This is a genomic window from Rhizobium sp. CCGE 510 (assembly GCF_000292525.1).
In the GTDB taxonomy this organism is placed as follows: Bacteria; Pseudomonadota; Alphaproteobacteria; order Rhizobiales; family Rhizobiaceae; genus Rhizobium.
Window position 1 is genome coordinate 242,219 of the sequence record NZ_AEYF01000001.1, and the last position, 19,132, is coordinate 261,350.

Genomic DNA, 19,132 nt, shown 5'->3' on the forward strand with positions numbered 1-19,132 from the left:
CAGCGAAAATGAACTACCGCCACATCTATCACGCGGGCAACTTTGCCGATGTGCTGAAACATGTCGTGCTGACGCGGCTGATCCGTTACATGCAGAAAAAGGATGGCGGGTTCCGCGTGCTCGACACGCATGCCGGCATCGGCCTCTACGACCTCTCCTTGGAAGAAGCGCAGAAAACCGGCGAATGGCTCGATGGCATCGGCAAGCTGATGGAGGCCGATCTCGGACCTCAGGTTTCCGAACTGCTGGAGCCCTACCTCACAGCCGTCCGCGAACTCAACCCCGAGGGCGGCATCCGTTTCTATCCCGGATCGCCGAAACTGGCGCGCCTGCTGTTCCGGTCGCAGGACCGGTTGTCGGCAATGGAACTGCATCCCGAGGATTTCGTCAGGCTGCATCGGCTGTTCGAGGGCGATCACCACGCCCGCATCACCGAGCTCGACGGCTGGCTGGCGCTCGGCGCGCATCTGCCGCCGAAGGAGAAACGCGGCATCGTGCTCGTCGATCCGCCCTTCGAGGAAGAGGACGAATATCAGCGCCTGGCCGAGGGACTGGAAAGGGCCTATCGCCGTTTTCCCGGCGGCACCTATTGCCTATGGTATCCGCTGAAGAAGGGGGCGCCGATCAAGGAATTCCACGAGGCGCTGCAGGCGCTCGACATCCCGAAAATGCTCTGCGCCGAACTCATTGTCCGCAGCGACCGCGGCATCACCGGATTGACCGGCTCCGGCCTCGTCATCGTCAACCCGCCCTTCACGCTGAAGGACGAGCTGCACCAATTGCTGCCGGCATTGAAGGACCATCTGGCGCAAGACCGTTTCGCCTCGCACCGGGCCTTCTGGCTGCGCGGCGAGACCAAGGCGGTCAAGGACGATTGACCAGGCACCAGAATCTTAAATTTGCGCATAATCCTTTCTGGAAATCGATTCCGATTTTCGGGGTTATGCGCTAGCTTCGGGAATAATCCGCCCGTAGGCCACAATCTGATCAGGTACCCCATGAAGCTGCTTTGTTCCCCCGCCTCGCCCTATTCCAACAAGGTGCGGATGGCCGCGCATTTTCTCGGCCTGAAGGTGAGCGCCATCCGGGTCGACACCAATACCGGACCGGCGATCCTGGTGGACAACAATCCGCTCGGCAAGATCCCGACTCTGCTGACCGATGACGGAGTGTCGGTATACGACAGCGTGGCGATCATGCATTATTTCGACCGGCTGACGAAGGGCAAGCTCTACCCCTCCAAGAAGAGCAAACGCACGGATGCGGAAGTCCTCGAGGCGCTCTGCGACGGCATCTGCGACTGCCTGCTCGCCATCATCTACGAGCGGCGCTTCCGCGACGCGGAAAAGATCCACCAGCCCTGGATCGATCGGCAATGGAGGAAGGCGACGAGCGGGCTCGCTCACCTCAGCGCCAATCCGCCGAAACCCGGCAAGAAGCTGAATGGTGGGCATTTTGCCCTGGCCGCGACGCTCGATTATCTCGACCTGCGCTTCAAGGACCAGTGGGAAGCCGATCATGCGCCGCTGATCGACTGGCTGCGGCAGTTCGACAAGAAATTCCCCGCCCATAACGAACTCAAGGCCCAGGGCTGAGAGCAGTCGGATCGTAAGGCTTGGGCGCCTGGCACAACAAGCGAGCAGTAAAAAGCCGGGCGATGTGCCCGGCTTCTCCATGCTTGGATGGTTCTGTTCGGCTTAGAACTTGACGCCGATACCGAGCTTGACGCTGTTTTCGTCGTAACCGCGCGAGAAGCTGCCGGAGTCGAGGTTGTAATCCTTGCTCTGGTAGTCGGTGTAGCGATATTCCAAGCGCGTCGTGATGTTGTTGGTCACGAAGGCTTCGACGCCGGCACCGACCGTATAGCCGTAGTTCGTCTTGCTTTCGTCCGAGGTGCCGTCGGAAACCTTGACGTTGCCGAGGGCAAGACCGGCCGTACCGTAGAGCAGGAAGGGGTTCATGTCGTAGCCGACGCGGCCACGGACGGAGCCGTTCCAGCCATACTTGTTCTTGACGCCGCCAGAGGAAACGTCGTCGCCGCTGTAGCCGAGATCGGATTCAACGCCGTAAACGATCTGGCCCTGCTGCCAGTTGTAGCCGGTGAACACCTGGCCGCCGAAACCATAGGTGTGGCGGTCGGAACCGAAGTCACCCATGTTGTAGGTGCCGGCACCGCCGAGGTAAAAGCCTTCCCAGCTACCGGCCTGCTTGACCGGAGCGTCCTGGGCGACCGGTGCTTCCGGAATCTGGTCGACGGCATCGGCCGCCTGAGCTGCCGAGACGCCCGCAATTGCAAAAATGGAGGCCATGAGGCCAGCAATGAGTACACGCATACTTAGTCTCCTTTCAGTCCCGCTTCGCTTGCCATCTGTCTATCAGTGAAGCATTGGCGGGATATTGCCAGATGTCCCTTCCGGATCGAGACTGAAATTGGAACTCAAATGCGGATTTGAAAGAGCCAAATTGTGATATCATTGTGGCTGCCGCATGGCCGAAATTCGATGTTGCTTTGACGCAACATACACTTCATTAACCATACCGAAGAGTTAATCTTAAAATACCTATTTTAATAAATCGTATTCTTAAATAATACATAGAATATCCCGCCCACAGACGCAACCGCAACGGCCTATTTATATAATCTCCGCCCGCGCCTATATAGTCAGCAGACAGACTCGCGGGATCAGAAGGCAGGATTTTGAACCACAAAAGACTTCGCTCGGCCCTTGTAACTGGGGCCGCCAAAAGAATAGGCCGGGCAATCGCCGAAGACCTTGCTGCAAATGGCTTTTCCGTCGCGATCCACGCGAACGGCTCCATCGGTGAAGCCGAAGATCTGGCGGCGGAATTGCGGCAGAAGGGATATCGGGCGATCGCGCTCGAGGCCGACCTTACCGATATCGGCGAAACAAGCGCGCTTGTCAGAAAGGCGTCCGAGGCGATCGGCCACCTCGATCTGCTCGTCAACAACGCATCGGTTTTCCGCCAGGATTCGGCCCGCAGTTTCGATGCGACGGCATGGGCGCAGCATTTCGACATCCACGTGCGGGCGCCTTCGATTCTCGTTGCGGCCTTTGCCGAACAGCTGCCGGACGATGCGAACGGACTGATCGTCAATATCATCGACCAGCGGGTCTGGGCGCTCAATCCCGGCTTCTATTCCTACACGCTTTCGAAGGCCGCACTCTGGACGGCGACGCAGACGATGGCGCAGACCTTTGCGCCGAAGCTGCGCGTCAACGCCATCGGCCCCGGTCCGACGGTGCGCAGTGCCCGACAGTCGGAAGAGGACTTCCAGGCTCAGATCGACGGGCTTATCATGAAAGCGGGGCCGGGATTCGGCGAGTTCGGACAGACGATTCGCTTTCTCTTCGAGACGCCCTCGATCACCGGCCAGATGATTGCCCTCGACGGCGGCCAGCACCTCGCCTGGCAGACGCCCGATGTGGCGGAGATTACGGAATGAACGGACGAAAGCTGCCGGATGGCGGCGTTCTCTACGACGATGCGGATGAGAGCGAAGACGATATCGAGGTGGAAGGCGACGTTTCCGCCGCCGCCCCGCTTGCCACTGCGGTCGACTGGAACGCGGGCAGCGTCAACGAGACCGGGCTCATCGGCGCGGAACTGATCGGCGAATTCGTCAAGCGGCTGCCGAACAGCCCCGGCGTCTACCGCATGTTCAATGCCGAGGGCGACGTGCTTTATGTCGGCAAGGCGCGCAGCCTGAAGAAGCGCGTCGGCAATTACGCCGTCGGCCGCGTGCATTCCAACCGCATCGCCCAGATGGTGCGGCAGACAGCGAATATGGAATTCGTGACGACGCGCACGGAAACCGAAGCGCTGCTCCTGGAAGCGAATCTGATCAAGCGCTTGCGGCCGCGCTTTAACGTGCTGCTGCGGGACGACAAGTCCTTCCCCTATATCCTCATCACCGGCGACCATCGGGCGCCTGCCATTTTCAAGCATCGTGGTGCGAGAGCGCGAAAGGGTGACTATTTCGGACCTTTCGCTTCGGCCGGCGCGGTCGGGCGGACGATCAATTCGCTGCAGCGCGCCTTCCTGATCCGCACCTGCACCGACAGCGTCTTCGAAACGCGAACCCGCCCCTGCCTGCTCTACCAGATCAAGCGCTGTTCCGGGCCGTGCACCCACGAGGTCAGCGACGGTGGTTACGGCGAACTGGTGCAGGAGGCGAAAGACTTCCTCTCCGGCAAGAGCCAGAAGGTGAAGTCGCATATGGCCGAGGCCATGAACCAGGCGGCTGAAGACCTCGACTTCGAGCGGGCGGCGATCTATCGCGATCGCCTGGCAGCACTTTCGCATGTGCAGAGCCACCAAGGCATCAATCCAGCCGGGGTCGAGGAGGCGGATGTTTTCGCCATCCACCACGAGGGCGGCATTTCCTGCATCCAGGTGTTCTTCTTCCGCACCGGTCAAAACTGGGGCAACCGCGCCTATTTCCCCAAGGCCGATCCGCAGCTTTCCGGCGCCGAGGTGCTGAATGCCTTCCTCGCCCAGTTCTACGACGACAAGCCGGTGCCGAAGCAGATCATGCTGTCGGAAACGATCGAGGAGATGGAGCTGCTCGCGGCAGCCCTCAGCCAGAAGGCGGCTCACAAGGTTTCGATCCTGGTGCCGCAGCGCGGCGAGAAGCGCGATCTGGTCGATCATGTCGTCGGCAATGCGCGCGAGGCGCATGGGCGAAAGCTCGCCGAGACGGCGTCGCAATCGCGGCTGCTCGAAGGTTTCAAGGACACGTTCGGGCTTGCCTACACACCGCAGCGCATCGAGATCTACGACAACTCGCATATCATGGGCACCAATGCCGTCGGCGGCATGGTGGTCGCGGGGCCGGAAGGTTTCGTCAAGAACCAGTACCGCAAGTTCAACATCAAATCGACCGACATCACCCCCGGCGACGACTTCGGCATGATGAAAGAGGTGATGACGCGGCGCTTCTCGCGGCTGATCAAGGATGAAGGCATTCCCGACCGGACGGCGCAGACCGCGGTTTCCGACGCCGCCGACATGCCCTTCCCGGCCTGGCCCGATGTGATCCTGATCGACGGCGGCCAGGGGCAGATGACCGCGGTACGCGCCATCCTTACCGAGCTCGGCATCACCGACAGCGTGACGGCGATCGGCATCGCCAAGGGTGTCGACCGGGATGCCGGGCGCGAGCGCTTCTTCCCGCCGGGACGCGAGAGTTTTACGCTGCCGCCGCGCGATCCGGTGCTCTATTTCGTCCAGCGCATGCGCGACGAGGCGCATCGTTTCGCGATCGGCTCGCACCGGGCACGGCGCAAAAAGGAAATGATCAAGAACCCGCTCGACGAGATCGGCGGCATCGGCCCATCGCGCAAACGCGCGCTGCTTCAGCATTTCGGCACGGCGAAGGCGGTTTCGCGCGCCGCCCTTTCCGACCTGATGGCGGTCGAAGGCATATCGGAAGCCGTCGCCAAGCAGGTCTATAACCATTTCCACGACGACGCCGCGAAATAACCGGCGTCCGTCGCAAATTCCACGCAAAGGCGGTGGAAAGACAGAAAGAATGTTGACGGTCCGCGGCCAAAGCCGTCATCTACCGTGTCGGCTCGAAAATCGGACTCGATATCAGGAAAGCAGGATGCGTCTATTCAAAGTGTTACAGCGTTCTTGCGCGAGAAGACGCGCAGTGCTGTAGCAGCGCATCAATTCAGAGAAACGATCCCATGGCATCGCGTGCGTACAGCATTCCCAATCTTCTGACCTACGGCCGTATCCTCGCCGTACCGCTGATCGTTCTCTGCTTCTTCATCGAGGGTAAGCTGTCGATCAGCAACACGGCGCGCTGGGTGGCGCTGTGGATCTTCGTCATCGCCTCGATCACCGATTTCCTCGACGGCTATCTTGCACGCATCTGGAACCAGACGTCGAATATCGGCCGCATGCTCGATCCGATCGCCGACAAACTGCTGGTCGCCTCGATCCTGCTGCTGGTCGCCGCCGACCAGACGATTGCCGGCTGGTCGATCTGGGCGGCGATCACCATTCTCTGCCGCGAGATCCTGGTTTCCGGTTTGCGCGAATATCTGGCGGCGTTGAAGGTCAGCGTACCGGTGACGCGGATCGCCAAGTGGAAGACGACGCTGCAGCTCGTCGCCATCGCCTTCCTGCTCGCCGGCCCGGCCGGCGACGAGGTTTTCCCCTATACGACCCAGACCGGCATTGCGCTGTTATGGGTCGCCGCGCTGCTGACCATCTATACCGGCTACGACTACTTCCGCGCCGGGGTGAAACATATCGTGGATAACGAGGAATGACGCGGCTTGTCTATTTCGCATGGGTGCGCGAGCGCATCGGCAAAGACGAAGAGGAGATAGACCTCCCCTCCTCCGTCGTCACCGTTACCGATCTCTTGAATCATTTGAAGACGCTGGGCGAAGAATATGAGACCGCACTTCAATACCCCGAGGTGATCCGCGTGGCGCTCGACATGGAACATGTCGAGCATGACGAGCCGATTTCGGGCGCGCGGGAGATCGGGATATTTCCGCCGATGACGGGGGGGTGAGACAGTGATGGTGGTGCCGTGTCGCTACCCCCCTCTGTCCTGCCGGACATCTCCCCCACCAAGGAGGGAGATTGGCTGGGGGCGACCGGCTCCTCAAAACAATCCGCGGTTCAGTCCGACGAAACGCGATATAGGCAGGAAGAGCGCGCCACTTGTGATCTCCCCACCTGTGGGGGAGATGGCCGGCAGGCCAGAGGGGGGCTTCCGCGGCACGCCCTTTCCGTATTCTTTGCAGTCGCATCAAAGCAGCGGAGGTCCCTGTGGTGATCATCACCCCTACCATCCGCGTCCAACGCGAAGACTTCGACCTTCAGACCGAAGTCGACCGCCTCTCCAAGGGCAAACCCGGCATCGGCGCAGTCGTGACCTTCTCCGGCCTCTGCCGCGATGACGGCGGGTCGCTCTCGGCGCTCGAACTCGAGCATTATCCCGGCATGGCCGAAGCCGAGATGGCCCGCATCGGCGATCTCGCCATTGCCCGTTTCGGACTTCTCGGCCTCACCGCCATCCACCGTTACGGCAAGATCGCCGTGGGCGAGAATATCGTGCTCGTCATTGCAGCCGCGCCGCACCGGCAGGCGGCGTTCGACGGCGCCAATTTCGTGATGGATTTCCTGAAGACCGCAGCCCCCTTCTGGAAGAAGGAACACGGTAGGAATGGCGCCAGTGGCGACTGGGTCGCGGCGAGAGACGCCGACGACGCGGCACGCGACAAGTGGAAGTGATCAGAGCATGGTGCCGAAAAGTGTGAGCGGTTTTCGGAAAACATCATGCGCCTTTAAAGCACCACGCGCTCTCTGCGGCTCATGACCAGCATTAGGACGAGCAGCGAGAAGACGACCAGATCCCGCCAGACCAACGGGCCGTACGCGCCCCACATGGTTTCGACGACCGCGAGCCCGGCGGCGCCGCCCGCCGAGCGCAGCGGATCGGAATAGCCGCCGGCAGCTGCAATCAGCAGCACCTTCAGACCGAACATCAGGCCGGCGCCGAAATCCATGGTACCGTAATAGAAGGTGGCGAGGATACCGCAGCTCGCGGCGACGAGGCTGGCTGCCGCATAAGCGACGAGGAAGACGCGGTTGGCGCTGGTGCCGCAAAGCTCGGCGGCCAACGGATCGTCGGTGACGGCGCGCCAGACACGGCCCCAGGCGGTGCGCCTGAGGATCAGCGTCCCGACAGCGACGATGGCTGCCATCAGCGCCGTATCGATCAACTGGATATAGGTGAGCGTCACCTTGAATGAGCCGTCGCTCCAGAAGATCACCGTGTCGTTCAGGAACGGCGGCAGCCAGATAGCGCGGGTATTGGCGGCAAGCCTGGCCGTTTCCATCAGCACGATCATGACGCCGAGGGCGGCGACAATCACCGTATTCGGCGATTTGCTGACCAGCGGCAACATGATCGATCTGCCGATCCACAGACCCGCCCCCAGCGAATAGACGATGGAGGCGCCGGCGCCGACGGCAAGCGCCGCCGGCAGCACCAGCCAAAACTTGACATAGGCGAACTCGGTGAAGAGCAGCAGGATCTGGCCTGCGAAGGCGAATATCGCCCCATAGGTGATATCGGCCCGCTTCGTCACGCCGAAAGCGACGGCGTAGCCGAAGGCGAGCGCGGCATAAAGAGCAGCGAGCGGAACCGCATTCGCCAGCTGCTGCAGAAGATAGGCCATTCCGGACACTCCGCGTCGCCGAAATTATAACTGGTAAAACCCATTTCGTCAGTTATAATTTCACCATGAGCTTTTCCTGGACCCCTCACCGCTTTGCCGGCGGCGCACTGGCGCTCGATGTCGCCAACAGCGTCATTCTGCGCCACGATGCAGCGCGGCGAACCGACCGCTTCGCAGTCCGCGACCAGATGCGGGACTTTCCGCGCGCCGCGGCCGAATTCTGCGCCGAACGCGCCCTCTTCGGCGATATCGTCCCGGTGGCGGCGGAAAACGAAACGGATTTCATCGCGTTGCGGGAAGCAATCGACCGCTATTTCCGCAAGCGTATACTGGATGGCGGCAACGACCAATTGCTGGCCGGGCTACTAAACGCGCTGGCGAAGGTGCTGCGCGAGACAAGCCCCGGCAGTCTGGCTGCGGCGACCGCGCATTCGGTGCTGCGGCTGATCGCCATGCCGGATCCGGAGCGGATGAAAATCTGCGGCAATTGCGGCTGGCTGTTCGTCGACCGCAGCAAGAACAGGAGCCGCGCCTGGTGCGACATGGCGATCTGCGGCAACCGCGCCAAGGCGAACCGGCACTATCGCCGCAAGAAGGAGGAGGAGACGCCATGGGGAAACATCTCATCCTGACAGCAGCAACAATTGGCCTTCTGCTGTCTGCCTGCCAGCGCCAGGCGGAAAACCTGGTCGAAGTCACCGGCCATCTTTTCGTCTTCAACTATCGGGTGGCGAGCGCCACCTATCTGCTGACGCTGAAGAAGACGGGTCCCATTCCCGACGGCTCGGTCATCATCGCCGAATTCGAAAATCCTCAAGGAGGCGATCCGCTGGTGCTGAACCAGAAGATCTATCCGATCGACGACAAGATCGCGCTGCAGAGCGAAAAACTGCACTGCGTGCGCAAGGACCGTCCCTATTCCGTCAGTGTCCGGCTGGTCGACAAGGACGGCAAGCTGCTGCAGGAGTTGAAGACGCAATTCCGCTCCGACCTCGACCAGACCGTGCTGCCGAGCAAGCCGCTCGTCCTCGGCGCGCTTTATGACAAGAACCCGGAGGTCTTCAAGCCGGACGGCAGCGTTGATTTTTCGAATACCGACAAGTGCCCGGCATAGAAAAAGCCGGAGCGAGGCCCCGGCTTTCAAGAGTCAATTCAAGGCATTGCTGCGCAATGCCGAAGCGTGGCCTCAGCCGACGACTTCGGTATCAGAGAACCAATACTTGATTTCCTGGGCAGCCGTTTCCGGAGCATCCGAGCCGTGAACCGAGTTTTCGCCGATCGACAGGGCGTGAACCTTGCGGATCGTGCCTTCATCAGCGTTTGCCGGGTTGGTCGCGCCCATGATTTCGCGGTTCTTGAGGATGGCGCCTTCGCCTTCCAGAACCTGAACGACGGTCGGGCCGGAGATCATGCCTTCGACGAGTTCGCCGAAGAAAGGACGCTCCTTGTGAACGGCGTAGAAGCCTTCGGCTTCGCGGCGGCTCATCCAGACGCGCTTGGAGGCGACGACGCGCAGGCCGGCATCTTCGAGCATCTTGGTGATGGCGCCCGTCAGGTTGCGCTTGGTTGCATCCGGCTTGATCATCGAGAAGGTGCGTTCAATCGCCATAGTCAAATCCTTTGTTTTCTCGGGAAAAGTGGGCGGTCTTTACCCGCCCCACCGCCCGAAAACAAGAGGTCGACGGCAATTTCACGCCGCTGTCACAGTGCTGTTGCGGGTTTGGTGACGATCGCGGCATGCGTAGCTGCAGCGCGCAAATTCGAATGGCACTTCGCCCAAGATCGAATGGCAACGGAAACCGCCGCGCCCTGAAGGCTATGTAGGCGCGGCAACGAGCTTCCGCCACGTGCGAGTGCAACCAAGGGACAGCCGCGACCCTAGCGGCCCCACAGCGTCGCACGCAACCCTCGGGAAACTTGGCGACGGGAGACTAACTGCACCGCTACGAGCGTACTTATGGAAATTCTACTTTCGTTCGAAACGAGCCAAAAAAGTTATTCTCTTAGTCGTTAAGTATTGAATCCTCTCATCGAGCAAATAAGCCAGAGCATCAATCTTGTCGCAACTGGCAGACCATTTTTGGTCTCTTTCTAATGACCAACGCTACCTGCGATTTACGAGCATTTCACAAGCTGTTACTTGGTGCGCTGGGGTTGTGGGGTGCTGGGGGAAGCAAGGTGTCATATTCGCAGGAAATCGATAAGCTTTTGACCACTATGGCTGCAGAAGGAGGCCGCGTTACTGGTGTAGGCCTTGCAGATGAGGACGTCGTCAAAGCGGCAGCAGATCTCGGATTGATAGATGTTGCCACCGGCGATGCGTGGACCCTCGTCGATACCGTATCGCTCACACCTCAGCAGCGGTTGGAAATGAGGCTGCCTCCCATCGTTCGAAAACCTTCCATTGTCGCTTCGGCAGCAAACGCCATCCTATCGATGGTAGGCCGTGCCTTCGGAAGGCCTAGCCCGCTGCGCTAACGCCCCCAGATCCGCGTTGATGATGCGGCGCCAGCCTGAACGCCAATGAAGCTTTAGCCCCCGCATCATTTGATGCCCGCCACCGCAATCTCACGCCGCTGTCACAGTCCGGCCGCGGCTTTCATGGAGATCGAGGCAGCGCTCGAACCAGGTCATGACGGGATCGTCGGCGGCCAGCATGGCGAGGCCGGCGGAGACGCGCAGCCATTGCAGCGCGCCGAAGACGATGTAATCGGCAAAGAGCGGCGTCTGCCCGCCGATGAAGGGCTGGAATTTCAGCATGTGCCGGAGCGGCTCCAGCTTGGCGCCGAAGGCGGCCTTCTCGGCTTCGCTGTCGGCGGCAATCACCTCCAGCGGCTTGCCGAGCCTGACCTCACGGCTCTCGCGGAAATAGGTCTTATCTCCGTCGTCGAGGTTCGCATGAATGTCGAGAAGGGCGATCCGCATGATCGCCGGATGGACGATCATCTGCGAATAGCCTTCGACCATGCGCGACAGCGCTTTGCCACCCTCGCCGCCAAATAGCGACGGCCGCTCAGGATAGGCCTCCTCCAGATAGAGGGCGATATCGAAACTGTCGGAGACCAGCCGGCCGTTGTCGTCGAGGACGGGCACGGTCTGCGAGACGCCGCCGCCGATTGCGCAGATGCGGGCATAGGTCGTCGGGATCTCCTCGAAATCCAGCCCTTTATGCGCCAGCGCCATCACCGCCTTCCAGCAATGGGGCGAGAAGAAGCGTCGTTCGTCGGCGCCGCATAGGGAATAGAGGGCTCGGGTCATGACGGTCCTTTCGAGGTCTCAACTCTGACCATTCCACGACAGAAAACACCGGCGATCAAATCAGGAAATTTCATGGCGCCATCACTGCGATTTCTGGGGAAACGGGCTAAATTGCCGACAGGACACGGGGAGGACCGAATGCTCCGACATTTCAGGATGTTTGCTGCTTATAACCGCTGGGCAAACGCCCAAGTTTATAAGGCGGCGGCTGAACTCAGCGACGCGGAATTCCGCAGCGACCGCGGCGCCTTCTTTGGGTCGCTGCACCGCACGCTCAATCATCTGCTCGTCGCCGACCGGATATGGATGAAGCGCTTCACCGGCACCGGCGACGCGCCGGCGACACTTGATGCCGTGCTCTTCGAGGAATTCGATGCGCTTGCAACGGCACGCACGGCGGAGGACGAGCGTATCATTGCCTGGACCGGCATGTTGGATGAGAAAGCCCTTGCCGCCGACTTCACCTATGTGCCGGTGACGCAGCCGATCGAGATGACCCAGCCATTGTCGCCGGCGCTCACGCATCTCTTCAACCACCAGACCCATCATCGCGGCCAGTGCCACATGACGCTGACGGCGCTCGGCAAGCCGAGCCTCAGTCTCGATCTCATCTACTTCCTGCGCGGCGAAGGCCGCGAGTGGATGTGAGGCAACCTTCCAAATTGAAAAATTAGAACAGGATGCCATCTGAACCCGCTCGCGCTTTCGGCATCATGTTCTCAAGACAGCATTAACCGCCTTTGCCGGTTCCATCACAAACCCGGCGCTCTTCGCGCAAAAATTCAGTCTCTCTTAAAAGCTTGCGCGCATAGCGGAATGAAGGGAAAACGCCCGGCCGCGAGGGATTGTCATGCAGAATGCAAGCGCAAACGCATTGGTGCCGCGCGAGGCGGTGCGCCCGGCGCCGATGGCCGACATTCAGAAGATCGCCCAGCACCTCGCGCGCCTGAATGTCGCCGCCTTGCCGCGCAACTACGAACTCTTCCACGAGGCGATTATCGGGCTCAATGCCGGTCTTGCGCAGGATATCGCAGCACTCGGACCGCAGCCACAACAGGCGATGCTCGACGCACTCGGATTGAAATACCGCCTCGTCGGCCATTGCGGGCTGGCCGGCGAGACGTCGCGCAACGAGGCGAGCCGGATGCTGCGCGAGGTAGCGGACAGGCTTGCCGAAGGATTGCGGCACAAGGACGCCTTTGCACGCGCCAGCGGCACGATCCTGAAATCGGTTTCCGGCCACAACGACCAGAGCCTTGCCGCCTTTCTCAGCGAAGTCGACTACCTCACCGCCTCACTTGCGACGGTGCTGTCGGCGGAGACGGAGATCGCGGCTAAGCTGCAGGATGACATCAAGAGGCTGGAAACGCTGGAACGCGGCATTTCGGCGATGCAATCGGCGGCCATCGCCGACAGGATCACCGGGCTTCCGAACCGCATCGCGCTGAACCGGGAGATAGCCGATCTCTATGAGCGTGAAGAGGGTTTCGCCGGCAGCGCGCTTGTTATGGTCGATATCGACAATTTTTCCGATCTCAATGAAAGATACGGCGCCCAGGCAGGCAACAAGCTGCTGAAGAAGCTCGCCGGGCTTTTCCGCAAATCGGTCAAGAAGAACGACTTCGTCGCCCGCATTGAGGCTGACGAATTCGCGCTGCTGTTTTCCAATGTCGGCATGCAGGATGCCATGACGATCGCCGAGCGGTTGCGCGCCTCCGTCGAGGACAATCTGGTTTTCGCGACATCAGACAACGCCGATCGCGGCAGGTTGACCATCTCGATCGGCTTGGCACTCAGCGCCGATGCGACAACGCCCGGCCAGTTGCAGGCCAATGCCCGGGTGGCGCTTCTCGCTGCGCAATCCAACCCGCGACGGCCGGTGCAGGCTTTCGGACACTGAAACCGCGGACGACACGCGGCCGCAGGGCAGGCATTCTTGCTGCCGGACGGGACGGCCGCGCAACAAGTGCTCTTGCCTTGGCGGGCGCTTTCGGCCAAAACGCCGGCCATGATCACGCTCACCGATATTTCCGCCCGCATCGCAGGGCGCCTGCTTCTCGACAATGCCAGCATTTCGCTGCCTTCGGGCACGAAGGCGGGGCTTGTCGGGCGCAACGGCGCCGGCAAGTCGACGCTGTTTCGCGTCATCACCGGCGATCTCGGCTCGGAGACTGGATCGGTGTCGATCCCGAAGGCCGCACGTATCGGCCAGGTGGCGCAGGAAGCGCCGGCGACCGAGGACGCCCTGATCGAGATCGTGCTTTCAGCCGACAAGGAACGCGCGGCCCTCGTTGCCGAGGCGGAGACGGCGACCGATCCGCACCGCATTGCCGAAATCCAGATGCGCCTCGTCGATATCGACGCGCATTCGGCTGAAGCGCGCGCGGCGAGCATTCTTGCCGGCCTCGGCTTCGACCAAGAGGCGCAAGCCCGCCCCGCCTCCTCTTTCTCCGGCGGCTGGCGCATGCGCGTCGCCCTTGCCGCCGTGCTGTTTTCGGAGCCGGATCTGCTGCTGCTCGACGAACCCACAAACTATCTCGACCTCGAAGGCACGCTGTGGCTGGAAGACTATGTCCGGCGCTATCCGCACACCGTCATCATCATCAGCCACGACCGCGACCTGTTGAACAATGCGGTCAATGCGATCGTCCATCTCGACCAGAAGAAGCTGACCTTCTATCGCGGCGGTTACGACCAGTTCGAGCGGCAGAAGGCGGAAGCCGACGAGCTGCAGACCAAGGCCAAGGCCAAGAACGACGCAGCCCGCAAACATCTGCAGGGCTTCATCGATCGCTTCAAGGCCAAGGCTTCCAAGGCCCGACAGGCGCAATCGCGCGTCAAGGCGCTCGAGCGCATGGGTACGGTCGCCGCGGTGATCGAGGATCACGTGCAGCCGATCACTTTTCCCGAGCCGGAAAAGCAGCCGGCCTCGCCGATCGTCGCGATCCAGAGCGGCGCCGTCGGCTACGAGCCCGGCAATCCGATCCTGAAGAACCTCAACCTGCGCATCGACAATGACGACCGCATTGCCCTGCTCGGTTCGAACGGTAACGGCAAATCGACCTTCGCCAAATTCATCTCAGGGAGACTTGCACCCGAGAGCGGCGAAGTGAAGCTGGCGCCGAGCCTGAAGATCGGCTTTTTCGCACAGCATCAGCTCGACGACCTCATTCCCGAGCAATCGCCGGTGGAGCATGTACGCCGGCTGATGCCCGGCGCGCCGGAGCCCAAGGTGCGCGCCCGCGTCGCCCAGATGGGGCTTGCCACAGAGAAGATGGCGACCGCCGCCAAGGATCTTTCCGGCGGCGAAAAGGCTCGCCTGCTGATGGGGCTTGCCGCCTTCAATGCGCCCAATCTGCTGATCCTCGACGAACCCACAAACCATCTCGATATCGACAGCCGCCGAGCGCTGATCGAGGCGCTGAACGACTATGAAGGCGCCGTCATCCTGATCTCGCACGATCGTCATCTGATCGAAGCGACGGTCGACCGGCTGTGGCTGGTCAATGGCGGCACGGTCACGACCTTCGAAGGCGATATGGACGAATATCGCGACCTCATCGTCAGTTCAGGTAAAAAAAAAGAAGAAAAGCCGCAGCTAACTGAAGATGCGACGTCGAAGGCCGACCAGCGCAAGCTCAATGCCGAACGTCGCGCCTCGCTGACGCCGCTCAGGAAAAAGATCAACGAAATCGAATCCTTGACGGCGAAGCTGGAGAAACAGATTCAGGCGCTTGACGCGGAACTTGCAAATCCCGCCCTTTACGAGAAAACGCCGGCCAAGGCCGCCGATAAGGTAAAGCAGCGCGGCGAGGCCGCGGCAAAACTGGTTGCCGCAGAGGAAGACTGGCTGATGCTTTCGGCCGAATACGAAGAGGCGATGGCGGGATAGCCACATTCCTCAGAGCATGATGTCGCCCGAAAACCGCTCACACTTTTCGGCATCATGCTCCAGCGAAAGCGTGGCGAAGTGCCGCGGATCGGCACAATTCCGGCCACCATCAACCAATCGTTAACCATAATTCGAAAGGTTGTCTCAACATTCGTTACTGATTTGTTGAGCCCTTTCGATGTATCGTTTTTTCATACTGACCTGCATGGCCCTTACGGCCGCCCTGTCTGCTTGCAGCACCACCAAACAGGCACCGGATACGTCGATCAAAACCTCTTCGGTGATTGCGCCCGAGGGCCGGAAGCTTGGCTATGCCGGCGACGATGCGGCGCCGCGCATGAGCGGCTGGCACCATCTGGCTGGACGAACGCTCGAGGTTTCCTCGCTCGCCGATCTCAAGCTGCAGGACAAGGAAGTGATCCTGAGCTTCGACGACGGTCCGATCCCGGGCCGGACCGACAAGGTGCTGGCGATCCTCGACCAGTTCGGCGTCAAGGGCGCTTTCATGATGGTCGGCGAAATGGCCGAATTGCACCCGGCGCTGGCCCGTAAGGTCGCCGAGGATGGCAACACGATCGGCAGCCACACCTATGATCACGCCGACCTGAGTTCGCTTGATTTCGACGCAGCGATGGCCGAGGTGATCAAGGGCGAATTGGCGGTGACCAAGGCGACGGGAACCGACGTCTCCTTCTTCCGATTCCCCTATCTTGCCGAGAGCCACAGACTGCGTGCCGCAATCGCCATGCGCGATATGGTGGTCATGGATGTCGATATCGACAGCAAGGACTATTTTGCCGTAACGCCGGCCTCCGTGACGCAGCGGACGATGGACCTGCTGCACAAGCGTGGCCGCGGCATCATCCTGATGCATGACATCCACAAGCGCACGGCAACGATGCTTCCGACCCTGCTTTCGGAACTCGAAACAGAAGGCTACAAGGTCGTGATGCTGAAATTCAAGAAGACGCAGGCACCGAACAACCTCGTCGCCTCGGCCGATTTGGTGACGACCCGCTAGAACAGCATGTCGTCTAAAAACCGCTCACACTTTCGGCATCATGCTCCGGTGGGCGTCAAGATCTGATTACCAATCGACAGCCTCCTGCGCGGAGGATTTTTCAAGGTGCGCGCAGATTTAAAAAAATAAAATCTATAAACCCCATTGTAATAATGATCTTTTGCGAGAAAGAGCGGTCCTTCTCTCTCTCCCCGGTCACCGATGCCTTTCTCGCCCTTCGGGCAGTCGCGGATGTCGACAGTCCGGCCCCGACCAAAAGAGCGCTGCAATTGCTCGGGGCATGAATTGTCGTTCCGTCCTTTTTTCTTTCCTTGTTTTCACAAATGGAGCTGAAACATGTCACGTAAGGTTCTACCAAAGGCGCTTTTCGCCATGTCGATTTCGCTGCTGGCGGCAACGCATGCATTCGCTGATGCCACGCTCGATCGCATTAAGGCCCGCGGCGCCCTCACCGTCGGCGTCATCCTGTCCGGCGCGCCGTTTGGCTATATCGATCCGACATCGCAAACGCAGAAGGGATACAATCTCGATATCGCAAAAGCGCTGGCCGACGATCTTGGCGTCAAACTCGAAACGGTCACCGTGACGCCGCCGAACCGGGTGCAATTTCTCCAGCAGGGCAAAGTCGATATTCTGATTGCCAACATGCAATACACCGAAGATCGCGCCAAAGTCCTCGACTGGGTGCCGACGCCATACGACCGCAGCGGCGGCGCCGCCGTCGGACGCAAGGACAGCGGCCTGAAGGACTGGGCAGATCTCAAGGGAAAGCCGGTCTGCGTTTCGCAAGGGTCGAACTACACGCAGCCGCTTATCGAAAAATATGGTGCCGAGGTAAAAGGCTTGCCGAGCCAGCCGGAGTCGCTGCTGGCGCTGCAGGGTGGCAATTGCGTCGTGGCGGTGCATGTCGGCGCAACCCTCGGCCTGCTGCTGCAGGATCGCCCTGAGGATTGGAAGGACTACGCCATTCTCTTCCCGACGGAACTGATCCCTTCCGATTCCGTCATCTGGGTTCGAAAAGGTGAAAAGGAAACGGCCGAGGCACTCGATACGACGATCCGGCAGCTTCATACCTCCGGAAAGCTGCTCGAGTTTGCCAAGGCAAACAGGCTCAGCAACACCGAATACCTCGAGCAGGAGCGCAAGACCCTGTCAGCCAGCAAATAAGACGGGGGACGCATGGTAGATCGACATGCAGGATAGCGGCATAACCAGCCTGTTCGTCAATCTGACGAACAGGCTCGGCCTGAACTACGAGTTTCTCGCAACGGGCTACGAGGCGCAGATATGGCGTGACGGTTTCATAACCACGCTCTATCTGATCGCCTTGCTGATCCCCGTCAGCCTGATCGCCGGATTGCTGTTTGCCGCCTGCCTGACTTCGGGCAGGCTCTGGCTATCGGCGCCGGTGCGCGCCTTCGTGGAAATCACCCGAAACACGCCGACGCTGGTGCAACTGATGTTCAGCTTCCTCGTTCTCAATACATTCGTCTCGAACCTGGTCGGCGGCGCGCAGAACAATCCGCTGACGCCGTTTTTCTGGGTGGTAGCGGTGGTCGGGCTGCATATCGCCGCCTTACACGCCGAGGCGATCCGAGCGGGTATCGAAGCGGTTCCGGCCTCGACCGTGGAGGCGGCGCGCGGCATCGGCTTCAGCAAGCTGCAGATCCTTCGTTACGTCGAAATTCCCCTGGCGTTTCGGGCATCGCTGCCGGCGATCGTCAACAACCTGATCAACCTCGTAAAACTGACGACGGTGGGCAATGCGATTGCAGTCAGCGAGATCACCTATGCCTCGATCATGGTGTGGACGCAGCGCGACAATGTGGTGTCTCTGATGATCGTCATCCTGCTGTTCTTCAGCATCATCAATCTGGTCGTCGCCCGCGTCGGCCTGTGGGTGGAGCGCAAGCTCGCCGTTCCGGGATATGGCCTATGACGACAGTGGCGCTTCCCGAACCGCGCAAGAGCGGCCACCTGCTGCGCAACATCGGCTTCGCAGCACTCCCTGCCGTCATTCTGCTCTGGTCGCTGGCCGATCTCACTCTTGGACGTGAGCTGGCGCAGTGGCTCCCCTACCTCGCCTCCGGCTTCCTGATGAACGTCGTCATCAGCCTCAGCGCCATGACACTGGGAACGGTGGTCGGAACCATGTTCGGCATTCTTCAACTGGTGCCCTACAGACCGGTGCGCTACCCGGTCGTTGCCTATGTACAGGCCTTCCGCAATGCCCCGCATCTCGTGCTGATTTTCGCCACGACTTACATCTTTCCCTTCGAGATCGTCGTGTTCGGCAACTACCTGCCCTTCCCCGACTGGCTGAAGGCGGTGATCGGGCTTGCCATTCCGGCTAGCGCTTACGTGGCCGAGATCACCCGTGGCGCCATCCTTTCCATTCCGACCACGCAATGGGAAGCGGCAAAGGGACTGGGGTTTTCCCGCAGCCAGGCGCTGCGCTGGATCATCCTGCCGCAATGCCTGCGGCGCTCGCTGCCGCCATGGATGAACATATTGGCGTCCATTACCATGGGCACCTCGCTTGCCTCGCTGGTCGGCGTGCATGAACTCTTGCATGCGGCGACCGATGCCAGCACCGCGGTGCGCCGGCTCGATTTCACGATCATCGCCTATATCGTGGTGATGGCCGCCTTCTTCATGCTTTGCTACCCGATCGCCCGCCTGACCCGACGCCTCGAGCGGCGTTTCAACGCGGCCTCCAGGATTTGAGAT

At 60.5% G+C, this 19,132-nt stretch carries 21 protein-coding genes; 17 read left to right on the forward strand and 4 right to left on the reverse strand.

Annotation, left to right across the window (positions count from 1 at the left end; all coding sequences use genetic code 11):
- Positions 1-8 precede the first annotated feature (8 nt).
- Both RCCGE510_RS01185 and RCCGE510_RS01190 read left to right on the forward strand, forming a co-directional pair.
- Complete coding sequence (locus tag RCCGE510_RS01185) at positions 9-878, forward strand: 23S rRNA (adenine(2030)-N(6))-methyltransferase RlmJ (protein WP_007626350.1); 870 nt, start codon at positions 9-11, stop codon at positions 876-878.
- Positions 879-998: 120 nt separating this feature from the next.
- On the forward strand, positions 999-1,595 hold the full coding sequence (locus RCCGE510_RS01190) for a glutathione S-transferase (RefSeq protein ID WP_007626351.1): 597 nt from the start codon (positions 999-1,001) through the stop codon (positions 1,593-1,595).
- Positions 1,596-1,697: 102 nt separating this feature from the next.
- Here the strand turns inward: RCCGE510_RS01190 and RCCGE510_RS01195 are convergent, their stop codons facing one another.
- Positions 1,698-2,333, reverse strand: coding sequence for an outer membrane protein (locus RCCGE510_RS01195; protein ID WP_007626352.1), 636 nt, complete (start codon positions 2,331-2,333; stop codon positions 1,698-1,700).
- 365 nt (positions 2,334-2,698) lie between these two features.
- Between RCCGE510_RS01195 and RCCGE510_RS01200 the strand changes: the two genes are divergently transcribed.
- From RCCGE510_RS01200 to RCCGE510_RS01220, 5 genes are all read left to right on the forward strand, one after another.
- Positions 2,699-3,466 carry an SDR family oxidoreductase gene (locus tag RCCGE510_RS01200; RefSeq protein ID WP_007626353.1) on the forward strand — a complete coding sequence of 256 codons (768 nt, stop codon included), beginning with the start codon at positions 2,699-2,701 and terminating at the stop codon, positions 3,464-3,466.
- On the forward strand, positions 3,463-5,505 hold the full coding sequence (gene uvrC / locus RCCGE510_RS01205; RefSeq protein ID WP_007626355.1) for an excinuclease ABC subunit UvrC: 2,043 nt from the start codon (positions 3,463-3,465) through the stop codon (positions 5,503-5,505). Before RCCGE510_RS01200 ends, uvrC begins: the two co-directional genes overlap by 4 nt.
- 209 nt (positions 5,506-5,714) lie before the next feature.
- On the forward strand, positions 5,715-6,305 hold the full coding sequence (pgsA, locus tag RCCGE510_RS01210; protein WP_007626357.1) for a CDP-diacylglycerol--glycerol-3-phosphate 3-phosphatidyltransferase: 591 nt from the start codon (positions 5,715-5,717) through the stop codon (positions 6,303-6,305).
- On the forward strand, positions 6,302-6,556 hold the full coding sequence (gene moaD / locus RCCGE510_RS01215; RefSeq protein WP_007626362.1) for a molybdopterin converting factor subunit 1: 255 nt from the start codon (positions 6,302-6,304) through the stop codon (positions 6,554-6,556). The genes pgsA and moaD overlap by 4 nt, the downstream gene beginning before the upstream one ends.
- 263 nt (positions 6,557-6,819) lie before the next feature.
- The gene (locus RCCGE510_RS01220; protein WP_007626364.1) at positions 6,820-7,281 is read left to right on the forward strand and encodes a molybdenum cofactor biosynthesis protein MoaE; all 462 of its coding nucleotides are present in this window, start codon (positions 6,820-6,822) and stop codon (positions 7,279-7,281) included.
- A gap of 53 nt (positions 7,282-7,334) precedes the next feature.
- Here the strand turns inward: RCCGE510_RS01220 and RCCGE510_RS01225 are convergent, their stop codons facing one another.
- Positions 7,335-8,231, reverse strand: a complete 897-nt coding sequence (locus tag RCCGE510_RS01225; protein WP_007626366.1) for a branched-chain amino acid ABC transporter permease — start codon at positions 8,229-8,231, stop codon at positions 7,335-7,337.
- Between the two features lie 65 nt (positions 8,232-8,296).
- Between RCCGE510_RS01225 and RCCGE510_RS01230 the strand changes: the two genes are divergently transcribed.
- Both RCCGE510_RS01230 and RCCGE510_RS01235 read left to right on the forward strand, forming a co-directional pair.
- The gene (locus RCCGE510_RS01230; protein ID WP_007626367.1) at positions 8,297-8,863 is read left to right on the forward strand and encodes a CGNR zinc finger domain-containing protein; all 567 of its coding nucleotides are present in this window, start codon (positions 8,297-8,299) and stop codon (positions 8,861-8,863) included.
- The gene (locus tag RCCGE510_RS01235) at positions 8,842-9,345 is read left to right on the forward strand and encodes a hypothetical protein (RefSeq protein ID WP_007626368.1); all 504 of its coding nucleotides are present in this window, start codon (positions 8,842-8,844) and stop codon (positions 9,343-9,345) included. The genes RCCGE510_RS01230 and RCCGE510_RS01235 overlap by 22 nt, the downstream gene beginning before the upstream one ends.
- A 72-nt stretch (positions 9,346-9,417) precedes the next feature.
- Here the strand turns inward: RCCGE510_RS01235 and ndk are convergent, their stop codons facing one another.
- Positions 9,418-9,840 carry a nucleoside-diphosphate kinase gene (ndk, locus tag RCCGE510_RS01240; RefSeq protein WP_007626369.1) on the reverse strand — a complete coding sequence of 141 codons (423 nt, stop codon included), beginning with the start codon at positions 9,838-9,840 and terminating at the stop codon, positions 9,418-9,420.
- A gap of 485 nt (positions 9,841-10,325) precedes the next feature.
- Here ndk and RCCGE510_RS01245 point away from each other — a divergent pair, with 485 nt between their 5' ends.
- Positions 10,326-10,709 (forward strand): hypothetical protein, encoded by a 384-nt coding sequence (locus RCCGE510_RS01245; protein WP_007626370.1) that lies wholly within the window; start codon positions 10,326-10,328, stop codon positions 10,707-10,709.
- Between the two features lie 90 nt (positions 10,710-10,799).
- On the opposite strand, the gene RCCGE510_RS01250 is transcribed toward RCCGE510_RS01245, so the two are convergent.
- Positions 10,800-11,489, reverse strand: a complete 690-nt coding sequence (locus RCCGE510_RS01250) for a glutathione S-transferase family protein (RefSeq protein ID WP_007626371.1) — start codon at positions 11,487-11,489, stop codon at positions 10,800-10,802.
- 138 nt (positions 11,490-11,627) lie between these two features.
- Between RCCGE510_RS01250 and RCCGE510_RS01255 the strand changes: the two genes are divergently transcribed.
- The 7 genes from RCCGE510_RS01255 to RCCGE510_RS01285 all read left to right on the forward strand — a co-directional run bounded on the left by RCCGE510_RS01255 (position 11,628) and on the right by RCCGE510_RS01285 (position 19,129).
- Positions 11,628-12,137, forward strand: a complete 510-nt coding sequence (locus tag RCCGE510_RS01255; RefSeq protein WP_007626373.1) for a DinB family protein — start codon at positions 11,628-11,630, stop codon at positions 12,135-12,137.
- A gap of 202 nt (positions 12,138-12,339) precedes the next feature.
- A complete protein-coding gene (locus RCCGE510_RS01260; RefSeq protein ID WP_007626375.1) occupies positions 12,340-13,389 on the forward strand; it encodes a GGDEF domain-containing protein in 1,050 nt (349 codons plus the stop codon).
- Between the two features lie 108 nt (positions 13,390-13,497).
- Positions 13,498-15,381, forward strand: coding sequence for an ABC-F family ATP-binding cassette domain-containing protein (locus RCCGE510_RS01265; RefSeq protein WP_007626377.1), 1,884 nt, complete (start codon positions 13,498-13,500; stop codon positions 15,379-15,381).
- Positions 15,382-15,559: 178 nt separating this feature from the next.
- The gene (locus RCCGE510_RS01270) at positions 15,560-16,402 is read left to right on the forward strand and encodes a polysaccharide deacetylase family protein (RefSeq protein ID WP_007626379.1); all 843 of its coding nucleotides are present in this window, start codon (positions 15,560-15,562) and stop codon (positions 16,400-16,402) included.
- Between the two features lie 336 nt (positions 16,403-16,738).
- Complete coding sequence (locus RCCGE510_RS01275; protein ID WP_037077443.1) at positions 16,739-17,569, forward strand: transporter substrate-binding domain-containing protein; 831 nt, start codon at positions 16,739-16,741, stop codon at positions 17,567-17,569.
- Between the two features lie 25 nt (positions 17,570-17,594).
- Positions 17,595-18,341 carry an amino acid ABC transporter permease gene (locus RCCGE510_RS01280; RefSeq protein WP_007626385.1) on the forward strand — a complete coding sequence of 249 codons (747 nt, stop codon included), beginning with the start codon at positions 17,595-17,597 and terminating at the stop codon, positions 18,339-18,341.
- Positions 18,338-19,129, forward strand: coding sequence for an amino acid ABC transporter permease (locus RCCGE510_RS01285; protein ID WP_007626387.1), 792 nt, complete (start codon positions 18,338-18,340; stop codon positions 19,127-19,129). The genes RCCGE510_RS01280 and RCCGE510_RS01285 overlap by 4 nt, the downstream gene beginning before the upstream one ends.
- The last annotated feature ends 3 nt before the right edge of the window (positions 19,130-19,132 follow it).